This window comes from Brevibacillus jepli (genome assembly GCF_047229145.1).
GTDB lineage: Bacteria > Bacillota > Bacilli > Brevibacillales > Brevibacillaceae > Brevibacillus.
In genome coordinates this window covers 60251-84613 of record NZ_JBFEFW010000008.1, presented here as the reverse complement: position 1 = coordinate 84613, position 24363 = coordinate 60251, and the positions used below count along the sequence as shown (strand labels likewise).

Here is a 24363-nt window from a genome sequence, read left to right as displayed (position 1 = left end):
GAGCTAAGTGTGTGAGGATTAAAGGGATATATGAGCTTGTTAGTGAAGAACAGTTGAAAAAGTATGCAGAGCTTGCTGTACGAGCTGGTGTAAATGTGCAAAAGAATCAATTAGTGGTTATTCATAGTGACATAGAAAATGCTACGTTTGCACGTCTAATCCAAACGGCAGCCTATGAGGCGGGAGCTTCAAATGTGGTTATGGATTGGACAGATGCACAGTCTACCAAAGAATTTTATTTAAATGCAGCAGATGATGCTATCGATCACTTTCCCGACTGGCAGGCTGCCCGCTTTAAGGAGTGGGACGATGCGGGTGCTGCTTATATCCATATTATTTCTGAAAACTTAGATGTCTTTAAGGAGGTTTCCACAGAACGGATGAGCCGCTTCCAAAAGGTCTCTCGCACCAAGTTGAAGGCTTATTACGCGAAGATTAGATCCCACGAGGTACGCTGGTGTCTTCTAGCTGTCCCGTACTTCGCATGGGCAACTAAAGTATTTCCCCACTTAAGTAAAGAAGAAGCCCTGCAATCTTTATGGCAATTAATCTTACGTGGAGCTCGGGCAGATGGAAAAAATCCTATAAAAGACTGGGAAAATCATGGCAGAGCCTTCGAGTCCCGGAAAAAAATCCTAAACGACAGCCAGTTTGAAGCCCTGCATTTTACGAATAGCCGAGGAACTGATTTATTAGTCGGCATGCCTAAAAATCACTTCTATATCGGCGGGGGTGTTATAGATAAAAAGGGAATACCGTTCTTTCCGAACATTCCCACGGAAGAAATATTTTCCGCTCCCCATAAAAATAAGGTAAATGGCAAACTAGTAGCCACTAAACCGCTTATCTATGGGGGAAGTGTCATCGATGATTTTTACCTAATCTTTAAAGATGGACGGATTACTGCCTATTATGCCGCCACTGGGCAAGAAGCGTTACAAAGTCTCATCGAAACAGACGAAGGTTCACATTATCTAGGGGAAATTGCCTTGGTCTCTAACAATTCTCCTCTTTCTCAGACAGATACTCTCTTTTACAACACCTTGTTTGATGAAAATACGGCCTGCCATATTGGAATCGGAAACGCCTCCCCTTCCAACCTTCAAAATGGCAGCAACCTATCGGAGGAAGAGTTGAAGGAAGCAGGCCTTAATACTTCACTCCTGTTAGTCAATGTGACCTTTGGTACCGAAGATATGAAAGTAGTGGGTATTAAAGAAGGTGGAACTGAAGTCCTACTAATGAAGGATGGTGATTTCCAATTCTAATTTGGCTACTCCTTAAAAACAGAGGAAAAACTGATTTCTGATGGCTTATACTTAGTTCTATTCAAATTAAATCCGTCATCGCAGCAATGTCATTAACCTGATATCAAAGAACAACTTAGGAAGATGATATACTCTACTTTTCACTTCAGAAAAAACGGACAGGCCGCAGGGGCTACTGTCCGTTTTTTTCATGATCGGTTCCGGTTCTGCAAATGCTCAATGGCTGGTACGGCGAAGCAGGCCAGATTCGACGGAAGTGCATCGAGCGAAAACCAGCGCATGTCACCAATAGCCCCGTCTTCCTCTAAATTACGTGCTTCTCCACTCAGAATAGCGACTTCGTAAATGACCGAAACCCAATGCTCGGCATTTTCCCGGCGAATGGTTTCTGCGGTGCACAGCAGGGCCTTTACCTCGACATCGAGATTGACTTCTTCTTTGATTTCACGGATGACGCTCGTCTCCAGCTGTTCATAAGGATCAACTTTTCCCCCGGGAATGCTCCACGTGTCCTTCTCTGGATCTCTGTTTCGCAGAACCAGCAAAATCTCATTCTTGTCGTTTAGGATGACAGCTCCTACTCCCAATCTAGGTACGGCTATAGTAGTCGACATGGTTTTCTCCTTTACGATCGGCAAATTCGTTTCTTCCATAATAGCATGGACGAATCGTGGGTAAGACAAGGACAAAACAAGAAACCGCCTAAAGAGACGGTTTCGAGCTGCTCAGCAAAACTTTTTAACGGTAAGAATCATGGGTAGGGGCAAAGACATCCTCTGCCGATTCCCGCACCAAAATAAATGGTTCAATATTTCCCAGTCCATGCAAGCACGTATTGTGATGAGCGATGATCTGTTCCGCAGACAGTACTTCATTGTCCGACGTAGAGTGTCCGTCTTTGACGAGAGTCACATCATAGCCGAGTGTCGTTGCTTTGCGGCAGGCACTGTCGATACAAAACTCGGTTTTGCACCCCATGATGACAAGATGGTTAATCCCGAGTGCTTGTAGCTTTTCGTGCAGCTCTGTTCCGTGAAAAGAATCAGTCGCTAATTTTTGAATCACTGTTTCTGTCGGCAGCGGTGCGATCTCAGGATGGATGGCATAATCAGTCGAACCGACTTCTCCAACATCCGCATCCTGCACATACAGGACGGGTATATCTTTGCTATATGCTTCTTCGCGTACCTTTTTGATGGTTTGGACAAGCGTAGTTGGTTCGTAAACAGGACCAAATGGCCCTTCGATAATACCTACCTGTGCATCAATAATGAGCAGAGCTGTTTTGCGAATCAATCCGTTTCCTCCTCGGGTAAGGGGGTTAGCGTTGATTTCCCCCTTGTTTGTTGTTTGGTACACCAGCAGATTTATAGGAATTTCGATTCATTTGTTTGTTCATAATAGACCACTCCTTTCATTATGTAGGAGCCGAAAAACGGGCTCTTGTTGATTGTATCACAAATCAATTAGGAAGATTTCGAATCTTGCTTCGAATGATGCGAAAAAGACTCATCCCTTACATGGAAGCAGGTAAGGAACGAGTCTTTTTCAATAACGCACTTCTTATGATTCATTTTCCTTTTTCGGTACAAACTGAAAGATATCATGTGATTCGAAGGAGTCGATCAAACGGGACAGCCACAGATAATACTCCAACCCATTTTCAATGCGCTTGATACTAAGGTCCACACGTTCTCTGACTTCTTCCGTAAGCTCTTCTGATTGCTGGAGAGCGCGAAGCTCAAGGAGCGACTTTTTCAAGGCATGCACATTATGCTCACAGGCATGTCGCCACTTCACGGAAAAGAGGTCGATGAAGTTCTGGTACCAATCCAGATTGACCTCGTAATGATCCTTCCGTGTCCCTTTTTTCCATATTTTTTCTACCATATTTAAATCCATCAATGTGCGGACGCCGGTGCTCATGCTGGTTTTGCTCATACCGAGCGCTTCGCCCATTTCATCGAGTGTCATTGACTTGTCCTGAAAGAGCAACGTGCCATACAGCAGTCCCGTTGACATGGTAATGCCATACAAATCCATGTTGCGAGCCAGAGTTTCAATCACGCGTTCCTGAGCTTTTTCGAGGATTTTTTCCTGATTCGTATCCATTTTGAAAAAAGCAGCTCCTCTAGTCATAGTAACCTGACTAGAATTGTACGTCCCTTACAGCAAAAAGTAAATGGAGATATTGTACAGTATATACGTGATAAACTGAGAATACAGGAAGTAAAGTACGTAAAGTTTTTTCTGAACGCTGAAAATGGCGGATTATCCTGCCTCATCCAGTTTGAGGTAAAAAAAATGGCTGGTTACAATTGTAAGGGTAAAGAACAGTCCGGATATCGGGCGTAAAAGTTGGAGGTGACCATATGCCCAAGATCAAAGTAGAGAATCTGACCAAAATCTTTGGACGCCAGCCCCAACGCGCATTGTCCCAGGTGAAGCAGGGGAAGACCAAGCAAGAAATATTGAAGGAAACGGGTCTTACCCTTGGGGTGAACCAAGCGAGTTTTGAGGTGCATGCAGGCGAGATTTTCGTCATCATGGGGCTTTCGGGAAGCGGGAAGTCGACCTTGGTTCGATTGTTGAACCGGTTGATTGAGCCTACAGAAGGCAGAATCCTGATTGACGGTACGGATATCGTCAGTATGAACACGGAGCAGTTACAGGAAGTAAGAAGAAAGAAGCTCGGCATGGTGTTTCAGAAGTTTGCCTTGTTCCCTCACAGAACGGTACTAGAGAACGCGGAGTACGGTTTGGAGATTCAAGGGATGCCAAAGTCCGAGAGAGAAGCAAAAGCGAAGAAGTCACTCGCACTGGTAGGACTCGAGGGATGGGAAGCAAGCTACCCTGATCAACTGAGTGGCGGGATGCAGCAGCGTGTCGGTCTGGCTCGTGCGCTTGCCAATGAACCCGATGTGTTGTTGATGGATGAGGCCTTCAGTGCCTTGGACCCGTTGATTAGAAAGGACATGCAGGATGAGCTGTTGGAGCTGCAGAGCACGATGCAGAAGACGATTATCTTCATTACGCATGATCTGGACGAAGCATTGAAAATCGGGGATCGGATCGCCTTGATGAAGGACGGGGCGGTCGTGCAGATTGGTACCCCGGAAGAGATCATGACGAATCCGGCCAACGAATACGTAGAACGCTTCGTAGAGGATGTGGACCGTTCCAAGGTGTTGTCCGCTGAAAATGTCATGAAGCGGGCGGAGACGATCACACTGGACAAAGGACCTCGTGTCGCCCTGCAACTGATGCGAGACCGTGGTGTATCCAGTCTGTACGTGGTCGATAAGCGAAAAACATTGCTGGGTGTGCTGACGGCAGACGCGGTAAACGGGGCCAAGGAAGCAGGTCAGACGCTGGAATCAGCGCTGAGGACTGAGGTTCCGACAGTCGGACCACAGACGCTTCTGAATGAGATGTTCGACCTCGTTGCGTTTTCCGATATTCCTGTAGCGGTTACAGGGGAACAAAATCGTCTTCTGGGTGTGATTGTAAAAGGAGCCGTCTTGGGCGGTTTGGCAGGTAAAGTGAATCAGCATGCTCCAGAGCCAACGAATGAAGAAGGGCAGGTGAATCCATCATGAGTCAAAACCAACTTTTGCCGAAGCTGCCACTCGACAGTTGGGTAGAAACGATAGTAGCTGGATTGGAAGAGAATTTGGGCTTCGTGTTCGACTTCATATCGGCGGGCATCGGCGGGACCGTGGACTTGTTTTCGTGGATTCTAACAGGACTGCCGTTTTGGGTCATGATCATTTTGTTTACGCTGCTGGCTTATCGCGCTGGCAAAGTGGCAATTGCTCTTTTTACCTTCATTGGACTTCTTCTGATTCAGAATCTGGGTTATTGGGAGCACTCAATGGAAACACTTGCGCTGGTACTGACTGCAGGCTTGATCTCCGTCATTATCGGGATTCCCGTCGGTATATGGTGCGCGAAGAACGAGTCCGTACAAAAGGTCGTCACACCGCTGCTTGATTTCATGCAGACGATGCCGGCGTTTGTGTACTTGATTCCTGCCATCTTTTTCTTCGGACTCGGTAAAGTACCGGGGGTTATCGCTTCTGTCATTTTTGCGATGCCACCGACGATTCGTCTGACCAACCTGGGAATTCGTCAGGTTCCTGCTGATCTGATCGAGGCTTCTGAGGCGTTCGGTTCTACCTACTGGCAAAAGCTGACGAAGGTACAGCTGCCGATCGCCAAGACGACGATGATGGCCGGGATTAACCAGAGCATCATGCTCGCGCTGTCCATGGTCGTCATTGCTTCCATGATTGGAGCAAAAGGCTTGGGGGCTGACGTGTATCGGGCCGTTACGCAGATCAAAATCGGTGAAGGATTTGAAGCGGGTCTTGCCATCGTTATTTTGGCGATTCTGCTGGATCGTCTCACGCAAAGTGTTGGAAAGAGAAAAAACGCGTAGGAGGGGTTTTCATGAAAATGAAAAAAGGAACCTTGAAAGGTTTGGCAGTCGCTCTCGGACTCAGTATGGTGATGGCAGGTTGTTCAACTGCTGCACCGCCGCAAGGAAATCAACCTGCTGAGGGCAATACGGGTACGCCTGCACCAAATAGCGTTGGGGCACAAGTTGACCATAAAATTATTGGAATCGATCCTGGCGCTGGTCTGATGAAAGCAACCGAAAAAGCCATGAAGGACTACGACCTGAAAGACTGGGAGCTGGTAGAGGGCTCCAGTGCAGCGATGACGGCAGCATTGACACAAGCCTACAAAGACAAGAAGCCAATTATCGTGACAGGCTGGACACCGCACTGGATGTTCTCCAAGTTCGAGATGAAATACCTCGAAGACCCGAAAGGCGTCTTCGGGAAGGATGAGCAGATTCACACCATCGTTCGCAAAGGACTGAAGGAGGAGCACCCAAGCGCGTATGCGTTCCTCGACAAGTTCTCGTGGACTCCTGCTGACATGGAAAAAGTCATGCTCGATATTGAGGGCGGCAAAAAGCCGGAAGAAGCAGCAGCGGAATGGGTGAAGAACAATGAAGCTACTGTCAACAAGTGGGTAGAAGGTATCCAGCCTGCTGAAGGCAAAAAATTGACGCTCGCCTACGTCGCGTGGGATTCTGAGATCGCCAGCACAAACGTTGTGAAGACGGTTCTGGAGCAAAAGCTGAAATACCAGGTGGAGTTGAGCCAAGTAGAAGCTGGCCCGATGTGGGTAGGGGTATCGAACGGCGATGTAGATGGTATGGTAGCGGCATGGCTGCCAACCACGCACGCAGACTACATGGAGAAACTGGGGAAAGATGTAGAAGACCTCGGTCCGAACCTGCAAGGAACCAAGCTCGGATTGGCTGTTCCAGCTTACATGGAGATCAACTCCATTGAAGATTTGAAGAAGTAACAGATTCGAAAAAAATGGCACTGCTCACGATGGGCGGTGCCTTTTTTGTGTTTTTCGAACACCGCCATTCTTCCCATCTTTTTCACACAAATCCGAAGTATGATTATGATTAAATCTACATAATTCATCCATGTGTAAATGGAGGTTGCCATGAAATGAAAAGAAAATTACTAGCGATGCTTTCTATTGTAATGAGCAGTCTGGTGATAGGCTCCACAGCAGGTATGCAAGCTGCTGCTGCCCAAGGGAGTCTGATGATTGCCTCAGCTTCTGTTGCTGTCGATGATCCCATAAATCCATGGGATTATCAAAAGCGGTTAGGGAGGGGGTTGGATGTGGACTGGTCAAAAACCAATCAAGGTAAGACATACTATTCTTCACAAGCAGTCCGTGATTTTAAAGCAGCAGGAGTTTCCCACGTCCGTATTCGCATCACGGAAAAAGCGGACGATAAGCTCTGGCAAACCCTTGACAAGCAAATAGAGGATTGCCTAAATGCCGGAATGATACCGGTCATCGCCTATCAAGCAGATGAATTTAAAAATGAGCCAACTGATCAAAATATTCAACAGGTCGTAACTTGGTGGACGAGGGTAGCTGAACGCTATAAAAACCATTCTCATCTGTTGGCGTTTGATCTTCTGATAGAGGCGACTGATGCATTGAATAAGCAACCGGATACACTCAATCAGCTTTATGAGAAACTGGTTACCGAAATCAGAAAAACAAATCCTACACGCATCATCATGATTTCTCCACGTCTTCGTTCCGATGCGGATTATTTAAAAGAACTGATGATTCCAACGCAACACAACGGCTATCTAATGGCAGAATGGCATTTCTATGCATCGGGACCCAGCAAGACAAATGACAGAAAGCTGTGGACAACCGGAACAGATGCTGAGAAAAAACGGATCACCGATAAAATACAGGCTGCCTTAGAATGGCAAAAAACCAAAGGTATCCCTACATGGGTAGGTGCTTGGATGCCCGGAAATTACAATGACGGTAATGATTACTCGACCCAGGAACAGGTCGTATTTGCAAACTACATGACTTCTCAGCTGATGCAGGCAGGAATTCCTTTTGCTGTCAATTCGGACACCAAGTTTTATGATCGGAAAAACAATAGCTGGATTCCTCAGATGCAGCCTGTATTCCACACGATTTTCCAATCAAAGTCCCCTGCCGATGATAAGGACAATCCGGCGGATCACAACAACAGCTCCTATACGCAGCAAGTAAATGTAGGATTTAACGCAAAGGGGAGCCTGGCGGTAGAAGAACAATATCGTTTATTGCGAGATGGACTGACGAAATTGAAACAGCAACAGATAAAGACTGACAAAGTATGGTTGCGCCTTCAAGGAGGCAGTATTTCGCAAAAAACGTACCCAAAAGATTGGACTGACAACGATATTCGCCAATGGGCTGCCATACAGAAGGAATTTGACGTCCCCTATATATTCGTCGTCAATTTCAATGATACGCCACAAAGTCAATGGGGGTTTTATAAAAGGCTAACGGATCATGGTTTGAAATTTGCTTTTATCGAGCTTGGCAACGAACAGTATTTACCCAAGTTTGCTGAATCCAAAGTAGAGGAATTTGAAGAGGTCACGAGAAGAACTTCTGAAATGACTCCACAAAAATATATTGCATTGAGTAATGAATATATCGAAGCATTTACACCCGCTGACTTGCCATTTTACGTGCAGTTTGCACCAGAAAAAGAAGAGAAAACGATAACGGATGTCTGGAATAAGGCAATAGCGCAAGCAATCAATGAAAATGGATTTCTTTCACCAAAAATAAATGGAACCATCCACTTGTACGAGCGTGATGGAGCCGGCAGTCTGAATGAAAAGCAGATTGGTGACATAAAAAATCTGGTCAACCGACCTATGCACATCGCTATTACGGAATACGGAGTCGTGGATAAGCGCGGCAAATTGTCTTTGCAACAATTCATCGAACAGGAGAAGCAGCTAACCACTCGTATTTTCAATCAACTTCAAAAAGGTGATCTGCTATTGAATCAAGTGTTATATACCGATTACAAGCAGGTGGGAGCAGCCGTTTTCCATCCAGATTATGATGGGCTGACACCAAAGGGGCAGGCGATAATTGAGCTCTTTAAAAAATACTGGTAGATCAGTTAAACCAAATGCCAAGGCACCGCTCACGATATAGGGCGGTGCCTTTTTATGCTTTCTATGGCATTGACTTGCTTTCAGTGACTGGGGGCCAATTATGCAGTTTGTCCGCCATGGCGGTATCAGGTGCAAATACCCGAAGCACGAGATTGAACTCGCCAGCAGGAAGCGAGAGCCAGTTGCCTTCCTTGCCTTTTGGCGGTTGCTGTTGCAAATACAGATCGAGGGAGCCATCCGGATTGTACGCAAGCGTTCCTGTATTGCTGCGAACCGATGCACGATCGGCTGCTGTTTTGGCTAAAAACAGCTGGTTGTCATAGACGTTGATCGACCAGAAAGCAGACGTCTTGGGAAGCTGTTCTTTTGTAAAGTGGACCGTATAGCTTTTGGCTCCCGTAAGTGGTTTTCCTGATCCATCTGTCAACGCACGATAATAGGCTTGCTCACTCGGAACGTTAGCCCCTATTCCGGAATAGGCGATGAAGGAGCGGGCGAGAAACTGGTTTCCATACGAGCCAATGGGTGAAAAGGAGCCCCAGCCATTACGAAAAGTAGTGTAGTCGGGAAAGCCATTTTGAACAATAGCCGGAGCATCCTGCAAGGCACGCTGTAGCCCCGCGAGTTTGGCTGGCCCGAGCGAAGACGGATCAAAGCCCTTTTGGATATCGATCCCGGCTTGGGCGAACTGGTCGAGCAACACCCGATCACATTCCGGCGGTGGATTACTCTGGATCATTTTCGTCATCACTTGAAAAAAGGAAAGAGACGTCAACACATCAGGAGGAATCGTATCTGAAACATCTGGCTTTTCTAGCTTTGGATGTACAGGGGTTATTGTGATTTGCTTTTCAAACGAGACGGCTTGCGGTAAGTCAGCCTCGCCTTTTACCTCGACACGGCCAATGAGCCAGACGGTGGGCGTAGGGGAGTAAATCACCGGAATATGGGCGGGAGTAGGTCCCTTCCAATTCGGGCCTGCAATGATATACTGACGGGCCTGCTGCTTGGTGGAACGATTGGAGACATTGCGAAACGTATTCGTATAGGCATCCAGCATTGGCACGGTATAGTAGCGGTTTTGCGGATTGGCGGGGACAGTCAATCGGACTGGCGTCTCTGATACATCCAGCCATGCGCTCATATACAGCGTATCGGAGTTCGGCGTGACGATATCGCGATAATCGGGAGAGGCGAGTGTGTCCGAATAATAAAACTGGTTGATCGGCGCTCGATTTTTGACCATGTCTTCCATGGTTTTCGCGGACATCACTAACGGATAGCCGTAAATGTATGCTTGAATGCCGAGTGAGTAGGCAAGCCTCTCCTGTGATTGAAGAAACGACTTAGACTGTGATAGAAGTGGCTGCTGGGCAGACGAATCGTTTGTTGTCTCTTTTGCATACGATAGGCCGGACAGGTTAAGGATCATGCATAGTATAGAAACAATGAATGTCAGGCGCTTTTTCAATAATGGAAGCATAAAAGCCCCTCCTAATTACCAGATATGGGGTTTGCACTGGTAGTTTTCTTCATAGGAGGGGAGCTTTATGCAAGCTTTTGGTTATGATGTAATAATTCGAGCTATTAGTTTTTCATTTCGAAAATGCAAGTTCTCATTATCGTTTAATGTGTAATTGGGTTGAATTGATTTTGCAGATTGCCAATTATCATAGGCTTTCATACGCACATCATCATTATAATGAGGACAAAATGAGCCGGGTAATAAACCTAGTCCCTTGAATTCCTCGAATGTTCCGTCAGTTTTTTCGCTGAAGCAAGTTTCGAACCAGCACATGGCACCAGCACTTATGCCAGCTAATAATGTTCCTTTTTCGTAGGCTTCTTTCAAGACAGCATCAAAGTTCATTGCACGCCATTTTTCAAGCATATATTGCGTATTTCCACCACCGACATAAATAACGTCTTGGTACTTTACAAAATCTTTAATATCCGGTTTGAAAGAAAAAACCCATCAACAGGCTGACCACGTCCTGCTAAAGACGTGGTGTCGCTAATTCATCCATGGATCAAGAAAATGCAGGTGCCAGCCATTCAGGACAAATCGAATACAAGGTGGACGCACCCTTGAGCAAATCCCGATCACGCCAGCGCTTGCCCACACACTGTATGCCAATGGGAAGACCTTGTTCATCGAAACCGATTGGCATGGTCACCACAGGGCTTCCCGTCACATTGAACAGACTCGTATAAAACGTCGTAGCGATCCAGTAGTTCTGTGGGGTTTCGTCTACGAATAGTGGTTGCTTGTAAATTGGCTGGTACCCGACCATTTTCGTTTTCGCCATGTGGGGAAAGGATGTCGTGCAGCTGACTGGACACAAGAATAGATCACAGTCTGTCATAAACTGCTCGAAGCTGCGAATGAGTTGTTCCCGAATGGTTAAGACGCGCATGTAGTTTTTAAACGTAAGGGGGACGAGCATGCTGGCGGAGGGGATCTCACGACTAAGACGCAAGGTCATGAGATGGGTCAAGCCCCTGATCAGAGCGGGTGTAGTTGAGTTTAGCTCCGCATCGATTATTTTTCCCCACGTTTCCCACGCTTTGCGAACGTCCAAGGGTGGTGCTGTCACTTGTTCTACGCGCATACCTCGTTGCTCTAACTTTTTCACAAATTGGCGGAGCTGTTCCCGAATGGCTCGGCTTGTCGGGTAACCCGGTAGCTCTTCCATCCAGCGAATGTGCAGAGGCTGTTCCATGGACGAGGGCGGCAAAGGCTGGGGCCCATGAGGTAACCCACTGTTACTATTGCTACCGCTAATGATAGAAAATGCTGCTGCCAAGTCTTCGATGGAGCGGGCGACTGGTCCATAGCAAGCCAGATGGCGGGACGAAGCATAATCGGCCGTTCCTTCAAAACCGGGCATGTGTCCAGTGGCGGGCACGGCTCCTTCCGTTGGTTTTAAGCTGAACACACCACAGTAGTGGGCAGGAACCCGCAATGATCCCCCAATGTCGCTGCCGATGTCCAGGTAGGAAAGTCCTGCGGCGACCGCTGCTGCCGATCCGCCGCTGCTCCCTCCTGGTGTCCTCGCCAAATCCCAAGGATTATTCGTCCGACCATATATATCGTTATCTGTTTGCATGTCCATAAGCAGTGGCGGGACATTCGTTTTTCCCAATAGAACGGCCCCTGCCTGTTTTAGCCTGTTGACTACGGCTGCGTCTCTTGGAGGAATATATCCTTTGAGTCGCGTGAATCCCGAAGTAGTCGCTAGTCCTGTCGTGGAAAATGAATCCTTGATCGTGATCGGTACCCCATGTAGTGGTCCACGATAAGTCCCTTCCTGAATTTCTTTGTCCGCTAGTTTGGCGGCTTCCATAGCTGCCTTTTCGTCATGGGCGACGATGGCGTTTAGTTCGGGGTTGAGCGAGGTGATACGCTGGAAGGCTTGACGGGTAGCTTCCTCAGCGCTTATTTTTCGTTCGCGAATCCATGTGCCCATCTCAGTAGCTGTCAAATAGGTCAGTTCATTCATTTGCTTCACTCCTTTTCACACGTTCAGCGTACGACAGGAGAACGAGGAAAACTTGATCGAAAATGCGAACCGCCAACTACTCACTCACTATTCTCTGGCTACGACGGGTATATAAATGAAGCAAAGCGAATCCGGATGGTTATTGCCGAGAAAGCGGTGGTCGTAGTATTCAAAATCATAGCGGGCATAAAGCTGGTCGGTTGCGTGTGTCATCCAGCTCCCGTAAATATATTGATATGTCAGCCTCAGATTTTGCGTGGGTCCTTTGTGCGGGAACACAAGATAACCAGATGCAGGCAGGATAATTGACTCCCATCCTTCCGTGCCATGATCCGAAGCGTGTATGCCAGCAAAATAGCCAAAGGACAGCGAAAGCCCAAAAGCATCTGGATAGCGTAGGACACCAAAACGAGTCTGGTTGGTCTTCAAGGCGACGCCCCGCCCCAAACGGTTCCAGCAATGGACGATGTCCTTTATGGAATGGGTTGCGGAGGAGTAGCCGACCAGCTTCAGCTCTTGGTAAGCAGGGACGTATACTGGCTCAATGGACTGCAGCTGGATATTTTCCAGATAAGGAACCTCGATGCGTTCTGTCATCGCGTATCGCGGCATTTTTCCTGATCGGCGCAGGGCAGAGGGAGGCAGGCCATAGCGTTTGGTAAAAGCGCGAGTAAAGGCTTCGTGCGAATCAAAGCCGTATGTAAATGCCACTTCCGTCACACTTTTTTGTTCAAAGGCTAGCGATTTGGCAGCCTCCGTCAGTCGCCTTTTCGATATGTATTGACCTACCGTTTCACCTGTTACGTGAAAAAACAACCGTTGAAAATGATACTTGGAGTATCCGGCTGCCGACGCGACCTGATCGAGTGTCACTTTTTCCGTTAACTGCTTTTCGATAAAAGAGAGGGCATAGGTTATTTGCTCCATATAGTTCATAGCTTCACCTGAAAAGAAAATAGTTTTTATTTTTCAAAGATACCATATGCCCCTGCAACAATTTTTGTAAAAAAGCCAGAATGCCAAAGAACAGGGAGAGAATACAATGAAGTAGGACAACGTTTTTGGAGGTAGCCGTGGAGCAGCATCTGGATCTTTTTTTGATGAAATACGGATATGTCGGGATCTTTTTTTCGCTAACACTTGGCGTTGTAGGGCTTCCGATACCTGATGAGGTATTGATGACGTACGCAGGCTATGCGGTTTCCCGCGGTGTTTTGCACATGCCGCTTACGGTGCTGAGTGCCTTTTTGGGAGCAGCGGTAGGGATCTCGATCAGCTATGCGATCGCTTGGAAGTGGGGGCTGCCATTGCTCCTGAAGGTCGGACCTTACTTGCATATTACGCCGAAAAAAATAGAGTCTACTCAAAAGCTGTTTGCCAGATATGGTCCATATCTTTTGCTCATCGGCTATTTTTTGCCTGGCGTACGTCATATTACCGCCTATTTGGCAGGAGTCTCTGCCATGGAGTTTCGGCGATTTGCTTTTTATGCTTATACAGGTGCATTTCTTTGGAGTATCACTTTTTTATTGTTGGGACAGGCGCTTGAAAAAGAGTGGCTCAAGGTCGTTGTTTATATACGTCATTACGGCATCACCTTTTTGCTTATCGGTACGGCGATTGGGATTGTCGTGTATATCTGGATGAAGTACAGGCATCACACCAGGACATAAGGAGCAAGCATTAGTTCCCGATAATCGCCGCACTATCTCGAACCAGGCTGACAAATTCCAGCTGTTCATCCCCGGTGGCTGTCGATTCTGCCAGCTTGAGTACATCGGGAAGCGAGCTTCTTTCGGAATAGGGGCTCTCCCGCAATATTTCTGCATACTCTGCAACGGAAGCGAGGAACGACAGCTCTTGTGACAATGCGTTTTGTACCTGTATGGGTTCGGCGATTTCCTCTACTTTTTGGGAAGAGGCATTATGGTAGCGAACGCGTACGGTCCCGAGATCTGTTTTGGCCGGGGAAGCCAGCTTCACTTCATAAAGAGCCGTCACACTATGTCCAGCACCGATCTCACCCGCATCAGTCTTGTCGTTGCGAAAATCTTTGTCGCGGACATCGCGGTTCTCATAGCCGATCAAGCGATACGAATCTACCTTCTTGGGGTCGAATTCCACCTGAATTTTTACATCACGCGCGATTGTTTGGAGGGTGCCTGTCAACGCTTCGGTAAAAATGCGGCGCGCCTCTGAAAATGTATCGATGTAGGAGTAGCTTCCTTCGCCTTTATTTGCTAATTGCTCCATCAGGACGTCATTGTAATTTCCCATGCCAAAGCCAAAGGTGCTCAAATAAATGTCCTTGCGTGCATAGTCCTCAATCGAACGCAAAATGCCCTCTGCGCCTGTTTCTCCGACATTGGCCACCCCGTCGGAGCAGAGGATCACTCTGTTGATGGCACCGGGCTTGAAGGAATTGGCTGCCATCTCATAGCCGAGCACCAGACCTTCTTCTGCATTGGTGGAGCCCTCGGGTTGCAGCTCATCGATGGCAGATAGAATCGCTTTTTTGTCTTCGGCAGAGGTAGGGGACAGCAGAACCCGACCTTCTGATCCATAGACGACGATCCCTACTGAATCTGTGGGGTGAAGCTGATCGACGAGGACCTTCAGACTTCTTTTTACGAGCTCTAGTCGGTTTTCCCGATTCATCGACCCGGATACGTCAATGACAAAGACGAGGTTAGCGGGCTTTCTGTCTTCGGCTGTTATTTCCTTCCCTTTGATGCCAATCCGAACTAATTGGTGACCCTTCTGAAAGGGAGAGGGACCGCCATCTGCTTGAATCGTGAATGTTTGATTGGTAGGTGCGGGATAGGCAGCGGGAAAATAGTTGATGAATTCCTCCACCCGAACAGCTTCTGCTGGCGGGAGAGTACCGTCTTGTATAAAGCTGCGCATCATGCTGTAGGAGCCAGTATCCACGTCAGCGGCAAAGGTAGACAAGCGATCCTCTGCCGTGGAGATAAACTTGTTGGTGCCGTAGTCTTTGAAGTACATGTCGTTTGATAATGGAGCGGACGTTTTTTTCAGGGCGTAATCAGCCTTGACGTTGGAGCTGCTGCGAGGGCTTGGGCTCGATGCCGCTTGTTGAGTCTCATTCGCACCGCTTGCCGCCAACTGTTCATTCGAACTGCACCCGATCAAGGATGCGACCAGAATGGTGATGCCACCTGCTTGCACGATTTTTTTCATCTCTATCATTCCCCCTTTTGTCTATGTGACGTGGAAAAAAAAGGAATGTTTCATTGTTATTATTCAGGTTCGGTTAACATGTGGTGCCTTTTCTTTCTTGCTCGTTATTCAATCTTCTTGTAATATTAGGAAATATTTGTGGTGTGACGGTCGCTCTAGTCAATGGAAATCAATCACAGAAAGAGGTAGATGGCTGCAAAAATCATACAAACAAGAGAGGGTATGAAATGAATCTAGGAATCAACGTAACGCAAAATCAATTGATGGATGTGCTGCTAAATGTTGCGGTAGCTCGTCCGGTATTTATTTGGGGCGCACCGGGAATTGGTAAGTCGTCTCTCGTCGAGGCGTTTGCCTCGCAGGTGGGCCTGCCTTGCGTCTCCTTACTAGGCAGTCAGCTGGCGCCAGAGGATATTATCGGTGTCCCGCAGATCGTGGACGGAAAAAGCAGATTTTGCCCACCCGCCCAAATCGCGCGAGATGAACCGTATTGCTTGTTTCTCGATGAATTGAATGCATGCTCGCAAGAAGTGCAAAAGGCGTTTTACAGTCTGATTCATGAGAGAAGAATCGGGGATTACCATCTGCCAGAAGGATCTATTGTCATTGGAGCAGGGAACCGCGCACAGGATAGCGCGATTGTTAAGCCGATGTCGTCTGCTCTCATCAACCGGATGTTCCATGTACAGCTGTTAGTATCTTATGAACAATGGATGAATTGGGCGTACAGCAACGGCATCCATTCATACGTGCTGCAATTTTTGGAGGTGCGCCCGGACTATTTGTGGTCACAGCCACCAAAGACAGAGGAACCGTTTTCTACTCCACGTTCCTGGCACATGCTCTCCGATGCGCTGAACGAATTCGGGGAGAACCTGACGACGGAAATGGTTGGAGTGCTGGCCTACGGGTGCCTGACCCCGCAGCACGCAGCTCAATTTCGGGCTTTTCACAAGAACATCCAGGGCAAATATCAGCTCAACCGTATTTTGGAGGGGGAAGCTTCTTTCCCCACTGCTCCAGAAGATCGGGACGTCCTCTATTTTCTGGCGGATTCCTTCCGTTCTCAGATCAAAAAAGAGCTGCCAGCGGATAAAGCATCTGTGGCGGAGCAGCATAAACGCTTTGCGCACCGAGCCAAAGCTCTCTTAAAGGAGCTCGCTTCCATCTCACTGGAAATGGCGCAGATGGTAGTGGCGCGGCACGAGGATGGAGATGGTTTGCCAGACTGGTTCGTCGTAGAGGTTATTCGCGATTTGCCGCGGTTGGCGATGGACAGGAAGGGCAAATAGCCGATGACCAGAGGAGTCAAAAACGACCCGTCGACGGAAAACTACGAGCAAGCCGTACATTTTTTGAGTCATCATCCGATGTTTGGTCCGCTGACTTCGCGCGCGAGCTTTATTCGTTCCGAGCGGAGTATTTGTCCGGATAACGGTTGGGTAGTCGTGACCATCGAAGGAAGCTTGTACGCACATCCAAAGCGCAGAGGAGAAGTAGGGGAATGGATTTATGTCCTCGCACACGCCCTGCTGCATTTGGGCTTTGGACATTTTGTGGAAAAAGAGCAGCCGATTTTGTGGAATATCGCATGCGATTGTTATATTACGCGTTTTTTGAGAGATATGAAGCTGGGGAAGCCGCCTGCTGAAATGGTATTTGAGCTGGATAAATCGGGTAAGAGCGAAGAGGAGCTCTATGACTGGTTTGTAGAGCATGGCGTGCCAGAGCATCTGAAGCTGTATGGAACGGGCGGAGAAAAGCAGGCAGATATGCTATTCTCGGATAAATACGTTCGATACAACTACAATCGAGATGTGAAGTGGGAGAGGCTCTTGGGGATTGGCCTGGCGCAAGCGGTGCAGAGTGCTGTCAGCGTAGCAGGCGGTTATTCGGATGCTCTCGGGAATGAAGAGAATCAGTTGTCAGAGGCACAAAAGGCCAAGCGCTGGTTCATTAACCACTATCCCTTGTTGGCTTCTTTGGCGAGTCACTTCACGATTATCGAAGATTCGCAGATTTGTCAGCGTCTGCAAATCTCGGTGGCAGCCATCGATGTAACATCCAACGAAATTTTCATCAATCCTGCGGCGGGCTTGGATGAAGAGGAGTGCAAATTCGTGATGGCACACGAGCTGTTGCACGCAGGGCTGCGGCACCATGAGCGCTGCCAAGGCCGCGACCCGTATTACTGGAATGTCAGCTGCGATTACGTGATCAATCAATGGCTGATGGAGCTCGGTGTCGGACGTTTTCCGCAAATCGGCGGGCTGTATGATCCAGATTTGAAGGGACTGTCTGCTGAGGCGATTTACGATCGGATCGTAACGGACATGCGCACGTACCGCAAGCTTTACACCTTACGAGGAATCGGCATGGGCGATATTCTGGATGGAGACGATCCGCGTTTTTGGGAAAAGGGTCCAGGAACGACGCTGGATGACTTTTATCGCAATGCGATGTCGCAAGGCTTGATCTACCACCAGGAGCGTGGACGAGGGCTTTTGCCTGCCGGTTTGGTCGAAGAGATTCGCGCCTTGGGGCAACCGCCTATCCCGTGGGATGTTCAGCTTGCCCGTTGGTTCGACGAGCATTTTCCCCCGTTGGAGAAGAGTCGCACGTATGCAAGGGCAAGCCGCAGACAGTCTTCTACACCCGACATTGCCCGTCCTGCTTGGAGCTTTCGGGAATCGGATCAGCTGGCGCGCACGTTTGGCGTGGTGATCGATACGTCAGGCTCGATGGATAACAAGCTACTCGGTAAAGCATTAGGGGCGATCGCCAGCTACAGTGAGGCGCGAGATGTTCCGTATGCGCGTGTAGTCTTCTGTGATGCGAAGGCGTATGATGCTGGCTTTCTCTCTCCCGAAGACATCGCGGATCGCGTCAAAGTAAAAGGTCGCGGGGGAACGATCCTGCAGCCGGGTATAGACATGCTGGAGAAAGCAAACGATTTTCCTAAGGATGGACCGATTTTGATCATTACCGATGGGGAATGTGATCGGTTCAAGGTAACCCGCAGTCACGCAATCATGCTGCCGAAGGGGCAGAATTTGCCGTTCGTGGCGAGGGGACCAGTATTTCGGATGGAATAGCTGGGGGAGGCTCCGTATCGATGCGGAGCCTTTTTTTCATGAACTTTTTACAATGAAAGGCTAGGAAAAACGATAAAATGACTTGTATGATGAAGCGAAGGCTGGAGAGGTGTAAAGCTAGTGAAGAATGATCTCCTGGAAGAAACCGGGCACCCAAAAAGTAGATGGGAATCTGTGCTTGAAGTTTTGCTCGTTTCAACAAAACTGGGTTTGACTTCATTCGGCGGTCCCATCGCGCATCTCGGTTATTTTCACAATGAATACATTCGACGAAGAAAATGGATGGATGAAAATAGCTACGCGGACTTGGTTGCTCTCTGTCAGTTCCTCCCTGGTCCTGCAAGCAGCCAGGTAGGGATCGGAATCGGAATCATGAGGGCCGGATTGTGGGGCGGGATTGCTGCGTGGATCGGCTTCACTCTGCCCTCGGTGCTGGCGCTTTTGCTATTTGCTTTTACCTTGCAAGGAGTAGACAGTGGCAGTACCTCGTGGATTCACGGGCTAAAATTAGTAGCCGTTGCTGTTGTTGCTCATGCTGTATGGGGGATGGGACAAAAGCTAGCGCCAGATCGGAGTCGGGTGACGATCGCGATCATGGCTGCTACGATCACACTGCTATGGCAATCAGCATGGAGCCAGGTCACGGTCATGCTCCTCGCAGGAATAGCAGGCCTACTTTTGTTCCGACATCATAAAGTTCCGGATTTGCCGGAGCTTCGTGTTCCGATCAGTCGTGCTCTTGCCATTGCCTGCTGGATTGTGTTTTTCGGACTTTTGCTTATGCTGCCTTTCCTTAGAGAGAGCACAGGCTTCTCCTTGCTAGCTTTGTATGATAGCTTTTACCGTGCGGGCTCCCTCGTTTTTGGCGGTGGACATGTCGTACTGCCCTTGCTGGAGAGGGAGGTAATTCCGACTGGCTCGGTGACGCAAGAAGCTTTTCTTACAGGCTACGGGGCTACACAAGCGGTTCCGGGACCATTGTTTACGTTTGCCGCTTATTTGGGAGCAATGATTGCCGGAGGGAGCGGGGCGATTGTCGCTACGATTGCGATATTTTTGCCGGCCTTTTTACTCGTCATCGGCGCATTGCCGTTCTGGGATTCCTTGAGGAGAAACGCAAAAATCCAAGGAATGCTGGTCGGAGTGAACGCAGCTGTCGTCGGTATTTTATTGGCAGCCCTGTACGATCCAATTTGGACGAGTAGGATTCTTGCTCCGCTGGATTTTGCGGTAGCGACTATTTTGTTTATCATGCTGGAGCACTGGAAGCTGCCGCCATGGCTGGTTGTGCTTACAGGGGCTTTGTGCGGTCTGTTGCTGTCTTAGACTGAGGTCAGCTTTTAGGCAGCCATTATCTTCCTAAGTTTTAAAAGGTCTCAAACGAACCAATAAAGCTGGTGAGAAGAAAAAGCACAGAGCTCGTAGACCTTGACAACGTCTACCCAGTCGGAACTTCCAAAAGGGGACCAGCTTGTCGAACACTGCTTCCTTGAGAAACTTCCGCCTGTAGGGTGGCTTTGGCTCGACGGTTCCCTTTTTGAAGTGGAGAAGGCCAGTGAATCCCCCTGCTGGCGTGTCTTTCTTATCGCATAAGAAGGTTTGCCAAGTATGTTTGTAACACTTATAATACTGAATAATTGTTCAGTATTTTGGGGTGGGAAGTTGGTGAAGGATCATTGAATAAAAAAAAGCAACAAACCGAGCAGACAAAGAAGAAGATAGCTGATGCAGCCAGAATTTTATTTATGCAAAAAGGCTACAAGGCCACATCAATAGAAGATATCGTGAAAGCTACTGGATACAGCGGAGGTAACATTTATTATCATTTCAAGAGCAAGGAAGGGCTGTTTTTACATCTGTTTGAAGTTTGGAACTGCGAATGGGAAGAGAAATGGCTGGCCAAGGAACAGCTCTACACGACCTCGATCGATAAATTGTATGGAATGGCTGAACATTTTGCGACCGATTTTATGAACCATCCGCTGACCAAGGCAGCTGATGAATTTTTTGACATGTCGGAGAAGCCTTCGGATGTGGAGGAGCGCATCAACGAAATGATCCAAGGCTATATTGACTTTAATCAACAGCTGCTCCAGAAGGGGATCGATAACGGCGAATTTGAAATGACGAATGTAACCGGAGTCGCCATGATCTTGGACAGCCTGATGTTTGGTTTAAATCAACACACGCGACGAATGGAACGAGAGGAAGTGCTGGCAGCTTTTCGGTTAGCGATGGATGTGTTTTTATTTGGCATTGTCAAACCGTCCCGCTAGCTTTTTTTACGCGATAATCTAGAATAGATATTCAGTGTTTTGGTAATGGATTGGAGGAATAGTAAATGGCCTTATTATTAAAAAATCAGGGAGCCCTTCTGATCCTGATGTTCAACATTTTCCTTGTCTTTACGGGGATCGGGCTTGTTATACCGATTATGCCAAAGTACATGGAGAGCTTGGGCATTACCGGGGGGACTATCGGCTTGTTAGTTGCGGCCTTTTCGCTAACGCAGCTTCTTTTTTCTCCAATAGCTGGCCGATGGGCGGATTCATTTGGAAGAAAAAAAATCATTGTGATCGGCTTGGTCGTGTTTGCTATCTCAGAAGGGATGTTCGGTATAGCGAATTCTCCAGTCCTGCTGTTTGCTTCCAGGCTGCTCGGCGGTATCAGTGCCGCATTAATTATGCCGGCTGTCATGGCTTACTCAGCAGATATTACAACGAAAGAAGAACGAGCGGCCGGGATGGGGTATATTACGGCAGCCATTACTACTGGTTTTATTATCGGTCCAGGCATTGGGGGATACATTGCTGAATTTGGTCTTCGCGTACCCTTTTATAGCGCAGGAATTGCTGGAATGATTGCTGCATTCATCACATTGTTAATTCTCAAGGAATCGAAACCTAGGGAAGAATCATTATCTGATTCTCCTTCTAGTGAAAAACAACGAAGCAGTCTTCTTTCGCAGTTAATGTACTCCTATCGAGAGCCTTATTTTTTCAGTTTGATCATTGTGTTTGTCATGTCTTTCGGACTGGCTAATTTTGAAACGGTCTTTTCATTGTTTGTCGACCATAAATTTGGATTTGAGCCGAAAGATATCGCCTTTATCATTACCTTCGGGTCAATCGCAGGCGCAGTGGTCCAGCTTACTGCCTTTAGCTGGATAATGAACACTTTTGGTGAGAAAAGGGTCATTTCGGTCTGTTTGCTCTTTGCTGGTTTATTTATTGTTCTGACGCTTTTTGTTCACGGCTTTTGGATGATTTTTGCCGTTACCTTTATCGTATTTCTGGCGATCGATATTTTGCGACCGGCCATCAGTACCCAAATGTCGATGCTTGCAAAGGATCAACAGGGTTATGTTGCTGGCCTGAACTCAGCCTTTACCAGTCTTGGTAATATCGCAGGTCCTATCGTAGCTGGATTTTTATTCGATGTGGATATCAACTATCCGTATGCGCTAGCATGTATGGTTTTGCTTATCTGTTTCGTTTTATCGCTAGGAGTTAAAAAACGCAATCTGAAGGAGGCCCATGCGGCTTCCAAACAACCATCCATTCCTGGATGATGAAGGAACGAAGACCAGTCCATTCGGGCTGGTCTTTTTCATGCATTCACGGGATATAGCCATAGCCAGGATATTTGACAACCGGCCATTTATCCTTGCGCAAAGCGTCTAGCAATTCAGGACCGACACATAGATTGGAAGCGACGAGCTCATGCGGGGTTAGCGCCATCCATTGGTTGAGTGAGACGTCGACAAAGCGGTTGCTCTTGAACATTTCCAAAAACCACACCGTTTCGGTCCCGGTATTTTGGATATAATGTCCGGTCGCAAAAGGAACGTAGCCAACATCCCCTGCTTGGTAGTCAAATGTACGAGCGTTACCGTTTCCGATGAAAACGGTCATCCGCGCTTTCCCTGAAATGTAATATTGCCACTCGTCGTTATTGGGATGCCAATGCAGCTCTCTCATCGCACCCGGATGTAGCTCTACGAGTGCTGCCGCAATTGTTTTTGCGATCGGAAAGTTGCGGGAATCGACGATGCGCACGCTGCCACCAGGTGTGATGAGTGGTCGTTGTGCGAGTAATCGATGGGAAAAAGGGAGAGGGACGGTACCGTACGGAGATTCCACTTCATCTGCTTCGATGGAGCCTGGAACCTCGCTCTGATAAATGTACACTTGCTTGTCGGGAATGTCGGTGAAGGCTGATTCCGGTACACCGAAATTCGCGGATAGCACATCTTTTGGGGTATGAGCAAACCAATCGGAGATCGATAGCGTATTCAGATCGGAAAAATGCCCATCGTCAAAAACGAGCAAAAACTCGCAGCCATCTTCAAGTCCCTGAATGGAGTGGGGGATGCCAGGGGGGAAATACCACAGATCGCCTTTGCCGATATCGGCGATAAAATTGCGGCCGCGTTGATCAACTGAAGTAATTCGTGCACGGCCAAGCAGCATGTATGCCCATTCTGCCTGCTGATGCCAGTGTAGCTCACGAACGCCGCCTGGCGTCAGACTCATGTTTACACCCGCAAGTGTAGTAGCGATCGGCAGCTCGCGTATGGTGACTTCACGAGACCAACCGCCATGATTTAACGTCATCGAGGCATCTGAGAAGGAAAATTTCAAATTGGGCAGCAAGCCCGCATCTGTGACGGGAGGAACCAGCATATTCGGATTTTGCCGATCACGCATGACATTCCGTGGACCGAGATCGACCCACCCGGTCCCGTCACTTCGCATCGGCTGGGGAACTTGATTCCCTTTGTCTTGCGGATTCATTCGGGCAACCTCCTTTATCTGTAGACAGGCATATGTTTTGTGGTACTTCATCCACTAACCATGCCTATGCAACGGCTTGCCCGTTATGCAAACATCGAAGCTGTTCTATCGTTTATATGATTTACAAAAGCCCTAATTGGCGACGAAGATCTCGAAAATCTGGGGGAAGGTAAAAACGAGAGATGCTAAGCTGGACAATACCAGGCACCGATTTATCGATTCCGATGTTTCAGACGGGATTTGGGGAAGGAGCCTATCCTGTTTATTTTGGGTTGGATGAAAACGATCAAATATGCCAGCTGGTGATTCAATTTATTTATATCAAACTTGCATTTGGTGAGGATGACAGTGAAGACGAAAGCTAGCAGGCAAGCCTCTCACCAATCATTTTTGGAAAGGGTGTCTCGCTTATCTTTCTTTGGAAAGAGAAAATAGCTGGCAGTAATCAACAGATCAATTCCCAAAACAACGGTCCATAGTCGCAGAACATGCCATAGCGAAGCTGTTCGTTCCGCATCATCGATAAAGTAGATAGTCCCGGCTAAGAGAGCCGCCCCAATGACATAGGAGAAGAGATGTCTAAACCAGCTTTTGGCGTAATGCTTGGCGTACTCCATGCCGTATAACTTGGGCTTCGTCGTCCCTTGCTTGGTGACGTATTGCTGAAATTTTTCATCCGCCCATTGAATCATGCTTTTCCCAAACGCAAGCGACACCCCGATATAGACGGCAGCCAGCGCATGAGGAATCGTAGCGGTAGCTCCGCGGTACAAATCCACGCTCGTAACGACGAGCAAAATGACATCAACAACAGGCGTCAGGGCGAGAAGAAAGAGCCCGGCCTTTTTTTGTTTGAGCACATACCTTGTGAAAAGGCCAAGTACAATGACAACCCAAAAAGCGATTTCACAGGCGACAATCATCCATGCAATAAAATTCACCGTACATGTCTCCTTTTGTGA

Annotated in this window: 22 protein-coding genes; 12 read left to right on the top strand and 10 right to left on the bottom strand. The window is 48.0% G+C overall.

The features are described from left to right. The first annotated feature begins 11 nt into the window (after positions 1–11). Positions 12–1268 (top strand): aminopeptidase, encoded by a 1257-nt coding sequence (locus AB1L17_RS10685; RefSeq protein WP_412844873.1) that lies wholly within the window; start codon positions 12–14, stop codon positions 1266–1268. A 188-nt stretch (positions 1269–1456) separates the two neighbouring features. Here AB1L17_RS10685 and AB1L17_RS10680 read toward each other — a convergent pair whose 3' ends face one another. From AB1L17_RS10680 to AB1L17_RS10670, 3 genes are all read right to left on the bottom strand, one after another. After that, positions 1457–1882, bottom strand: a complete 426-nt coding sequence (locus tag AB1L17_RS10680) for an NUDIX domain-containing protein (protein WP_412844874.1) — start codon at positions 1880–1882, stop codon at positions 1457–1459. Positions 1883–2006: 124 nt separating this feature from the next. Continuing rightward, a complete protein-coding gene (locus AB1L17_RS10675) occupies positions 2007–2564 on the bottom strand; it encodes a cysteine hydrolase family protein (RefSeq protein WP_412844875.1) in 558 nt (185 codons plus the stop codon). 267 nt (positions 2565–2831) lie between these two features. Continuing rightward, positions 2832–3380, bottom strand: a complete 549-nt coding sequence (locus AB1L17_RS10670) for a GbsR/MarR family transcriptional regulator (protein WP_048034792.1) — start codon at positions 3378–3380, stop codon at positions 2832–2834. A gap of 260 nt (positions 3381–3640) precedes the next feature. Between AB1L17_RS10670 and proV the strand changes: the two genes are divergently transcribed. From proV to AB1L17_RS10650, 4 genes are all read left to right on the top strand, one after another. Continuing rightward, the gene (gene proV, locus AB1L17_RS10665; RefSeq protein WP_412844876.1) at positions 3641–4867 is read left to right on the top strand and encodes a glycine betaine/L-proline ABC transporter ATP-binding protein ProV; all 1227 of its coding nucleotides are present in this window, start codon (positions 3641–3643) and stop codon (positions 4865–4867) included. After that, a complete protein-coding gene (locus AB1L17_RS10660; RefSeq protein ID WP_412844877.1) occupies positions 4864–5709 on the top strand; it encodes an ABC transporter permease in 846 nt (281 codons plus the stop codon). The genes proV and AB1L17_RS10660 overlap by 4 nt, the downstream gene beginning before the upstream one ends. A gap of 17 nt (positions 5710–5726) precedes the next feature. Next, the gene (locus tag AB1L17_RS10655; RefSeq protein WP_412844950.1) at positions 5727–6653 is read left to right on the top strand and encodes a glycine betaine ABC transporter substrate-binding protein; all 927 of its coding nucleotides are present in this window, start codon (positions 5727–5729) and stop codon (positions 6651–6653) included. 155 nt (positions 6654–6808) lie between these two features. Continuing rightward, a complete protein-coding gene (locus AB1L17_RS10650) occupies positions 6809–8806 on the top strand; it encodes a glycoside hydrolase family 5 protein (RefSeq protein WP_412844878.1) in 1998 nt (665 codons plus the stop codon). Between the two features lie 61 nt (positions 8807–8867). On the opposite strand, the gene AB1L17_RS10645 is transcribed toward AB1L17_RS10650, so the two are convergent. The 4 genes from AB1L17_RS10645 to AB1L17_RS10630 form a co-directional block, all read right to left on the bottom strand. After that, positions 8868–10289 (bottom strand): DUF1254 domain-containing protein, encoded by a 1422-nt coding sequence (locus AB1L17_RS10645; protein ID WP_412844879.1) that lies wholly within the window; start codon positions 10287–10289, stop codon positions 8868–8870. Between the two features lie 81 nt (positions 10290–10370). After that, entirely contained in the window at positions 10371–10757 is a 387-nt protein-coding gene (locus AB1L17_RS10640; protein WP_412844951.1) for a Type 1 glutamine amidotransferase-like domain-containing protein, read from the bottom strand. Between the two features lie 79 nt (positions 10758–10836). Beyond that, positions 10837–12309, bottom strand: coding sequence for an amidase (locus tag AB1L17_RS10635; protein ID WP_412844880.1), 1473 nt, complete (start codon positions 12307–12309; stop codon positions 10837–10839). Positions 12310–12396: 87 nt separating this feature from the next. Further along, positions 12397–13245: a helix-turn-helix domain-containing protein gene (locus AB1L17_RS10630; RefSeq protein ID WP_412844881.1), complete on the bottom strand. Its 849-nt coding sequence runs from the start codon at positions 13243–13245 to the stop codon at positions 12397–12399. Positions 13246–13370: 125 nt separating this feature from the next. Here AB1L17_RS10630 and AB1L17_RS10625 point away from each other — a divergent pair, with 125 nt between their 5' ends. Further along, on the top strand, positions 13371–13982 hold the full coding sequence (locus AB1L17_RS10625; protein WP_412844882.1) for a DedA family protein: 612 nt from the start codon (positions 13371–13373) through the stop codon (positions 13980–13982). Positions 13983–13992: 10 nt separating this feature from the next. On the opposite strand, the gene AB1L17_RS10620 is transcribed toward AB1L17_RS10625, so the two are convergent. Continuing rightward, positions 13993–15510, bottom strand: coding sequence for a vWA domain-containing protein (locus AB1L17_RS10620; protein ID WP_412844883.1), 1518 nt, complete (start codon positions 15508–15510; stop codon positions 13993–13995). Between the two features lie 227 nt (positions 15511–15737). On the opposite strand from AB1L17_RS10620, the gene AB1L17_RS10615 reads away from it, so the two are divergent. From AB1L17_RS10615 to AB1L17_RS10595, 5 genes are all read left to right on the top strand, one after another. Beyond that, the gene (locus tag AB1L17_RS10615; RefSeq protein ID WP_412844884.1) at positions 15738–16802 is read left to right on the top strand and encodes an AAA family ATPase; all 1065 of its coding nucleotides are present in this window, start codon (positions 15738–15740) and stop codon (positions 16800–16802) included. Positions 16803–16805: 3 nt separating this feature from the next. Beyond that, positions 16806–18605 carry a vWA domain-containing protein gene (locus tag AB1L17_RS10610; protein WP_412844885.1) on the top strand — a complete coding sequence of 600 codons (1800 nt, stop codon included), beginning with the start codon at positions 16806–16808 and terminating at the stop codon, positions 18603–18605. Between the two features lie 120 nt (positions 18606–18725). Then, positions 18726–19931: a chromate transporter gene (locus tag AB1L17_RS10605; protein ID WP_412844886.1), complete on the top strand. Its 1206-nt coding sequence runs from the start codon at positions 18726–18728 to the stop codon at positions 19929–19931. Between the two features lie 350 nt (positions 19932–20281). Continuing rightward, a complete protein-coding gene (locus tag AB1L17_RS10600) occupies positions 20282–20881 on the top strand; it encodes a TetR/AcrR family transcriptional regulator (RefSeq protein WP_412844887.1) in 600 nt (199 codons plus the stop codon). Positions 20882–20946: 65 nt separating this feature from the next. Beyond that, a complete protein-coding gene (locus AB1L17_RS10595) occupies positions 20947–22176 on the top strand; it encodes an MFS transporter (RefSeq protein WP_412844888.1) in 1230 nt (409 codons plus the stop codon). A gap of 46 nt (positions 22177–22222) precedes the next feature. Here the strand turns inward: AB1L17_RS10595 and AB1L17_RS10590 are convergent, their stop codons facing one another. After that, a complete protein-coding gene (locus tag AB1L17_RS10590; RefSeq protein ID WP_412844889.1) occupies positions 22223–23401 on the bottom strand; it encodes an oxalate decarboxylase family bicupin in 1179 nt (392 codons plus the stop codon). 182 nt (positions 23402–23583) lie between these two features. On the opposite strand from AB1L17_RS10590, the gene AB1L17_RS10585 reads away from it, so the two are divergent. Further along, a complete protein-coding gene (locus AB1L17_RS10585; protein WP_412844890.1) occupies positions 23584–23766 on the top strand; it encodes a DUF4241 domain-containing protein in 183 nt (60 codons plus the stop codon). A 12-nt stretch (positions 23767–23778) separates the two neighbouring features. Here the strand turns inward: AB1L17_RS10585 and AB1L17_RS10580 are convergent, their stop codons facing one another. Continuing rightward, on the bottom strand, positions 23779–24342 hold the full coding sequence (locus AB1L17_RS10580) for a YEATS domain-containing protein (protein ID WP_412844891.1): 564 nt from the start codon (positions 24340–24342) through the stop codon (positions 23779–23781). Between the last annotated feature and the right edge of the window lie 21 nt (positions 24343–24363).

Bases quoted from the DNA above. Each gene is read 5' to 3' on its own strand.
- AB1L17_RS10670 (WP_048034792.1), bottom strand. From the start codon at position 3,380: ATGGATACGAATCAGGAAAAAATCCTCGAAAAAGCTCAGGAACGCGTG.
- AB1L17_RS10655 (WP_412844950.1), top strand. From the start codon at position 5,727: ATGAAAAAAGGAACCTTGAAAGGTTTGGCAGTCGCTCTCGGACTCAGT.
- AB1L17_RS10650 (WP_412844878.1), top strand. From the start codon at position 6,809: ATGAAAAGAAAATTACTAGCGATGCTTTCTATTGTAATGAGCAGTCTG.
- AB1L17_RS10615 (WP_412844884.1), top strand. From the start codon at position 15,738: ATGAATCTAGGAATCAACGTAACGCAAAATCAATTGATGGATGTGCTG.
- AB1L17_RS10630 (WP_412844881.1), bottom strand. From the start codon at position 13,245: ATGAACTATATGGAGCAAATAACCTATGCCCTCTCTTTTATCGAAAAG.
- AB1L17_RS10635 (WP_412844880.1), bottom strand. From the start codon at position 12,309: ATGAATGAACTGACCTATTTGACAGCTACTGAGATGGGCACATGGATT.
- AB1L17_RS10610 (WP_412844885.1), top strand. From the start codon at position 16,806: ATGACCAGAGGAGTCAAAAACGACCCGTCGACGGAAAACTACGAGCAA.
- proV (WP_412844876.1), top strand. From the start codon at position 3,641: ATGCCCAAGATCAAAGTAGAGAATCTGACCAAAATCTTTGGACGCCAG.
- AB1L17_RS10595 (WP_412844888.1), top strand. From the start codon at position 20,947: ATGGCCTTATTATTAAAAAATCAGGGAGCCCTTCTGATCCTGATGTTC.
- AB1L17_RS10680 (WP_412844874.1), bottom strand. From the start codon at position 1,882: ATGTCGACTACTATAGCCGTACCTAGATTGGGAGTAGGAGCTGTCATC.
- AB1L17_RS10660 (WP_412844877.1), top strand. From the start codon at position 4,864: ATGAGTCAAAACCAACTTTTGCCGAAGCTGCCACTCGACAGTTGGGTA.
- AB1L17_RS10645 (WP_412844879.1), bottom strand. From the start codon at position 10,289: ATGCTTCCATTATTGAAAAAGCGCCTGACATTCATTGTTTCTATACTA.
- AB1L17_RS10590 (WP_412844889.1), bottom strand. From the start codon at position 23,401: ATGAATCCGCAAGACAAAGGGAATCAAGTTCCCCAGCCGATGCGAAGT.
- AB1L17_RS10585 (WP_412844890.1), top strand. From the start codon at position 23,584: ATGCTAAGCTGGACAATACCAGGCACCGATTTATCGATTCCGATGTTT.
- AB1L17_RS10620 (WP_412844883.1), bottom strand. From the start codon at position 15,510: ATGAAAAAAATCGTGCAAGCAGGTGGCATCACCATTCTGGTCGCATCC.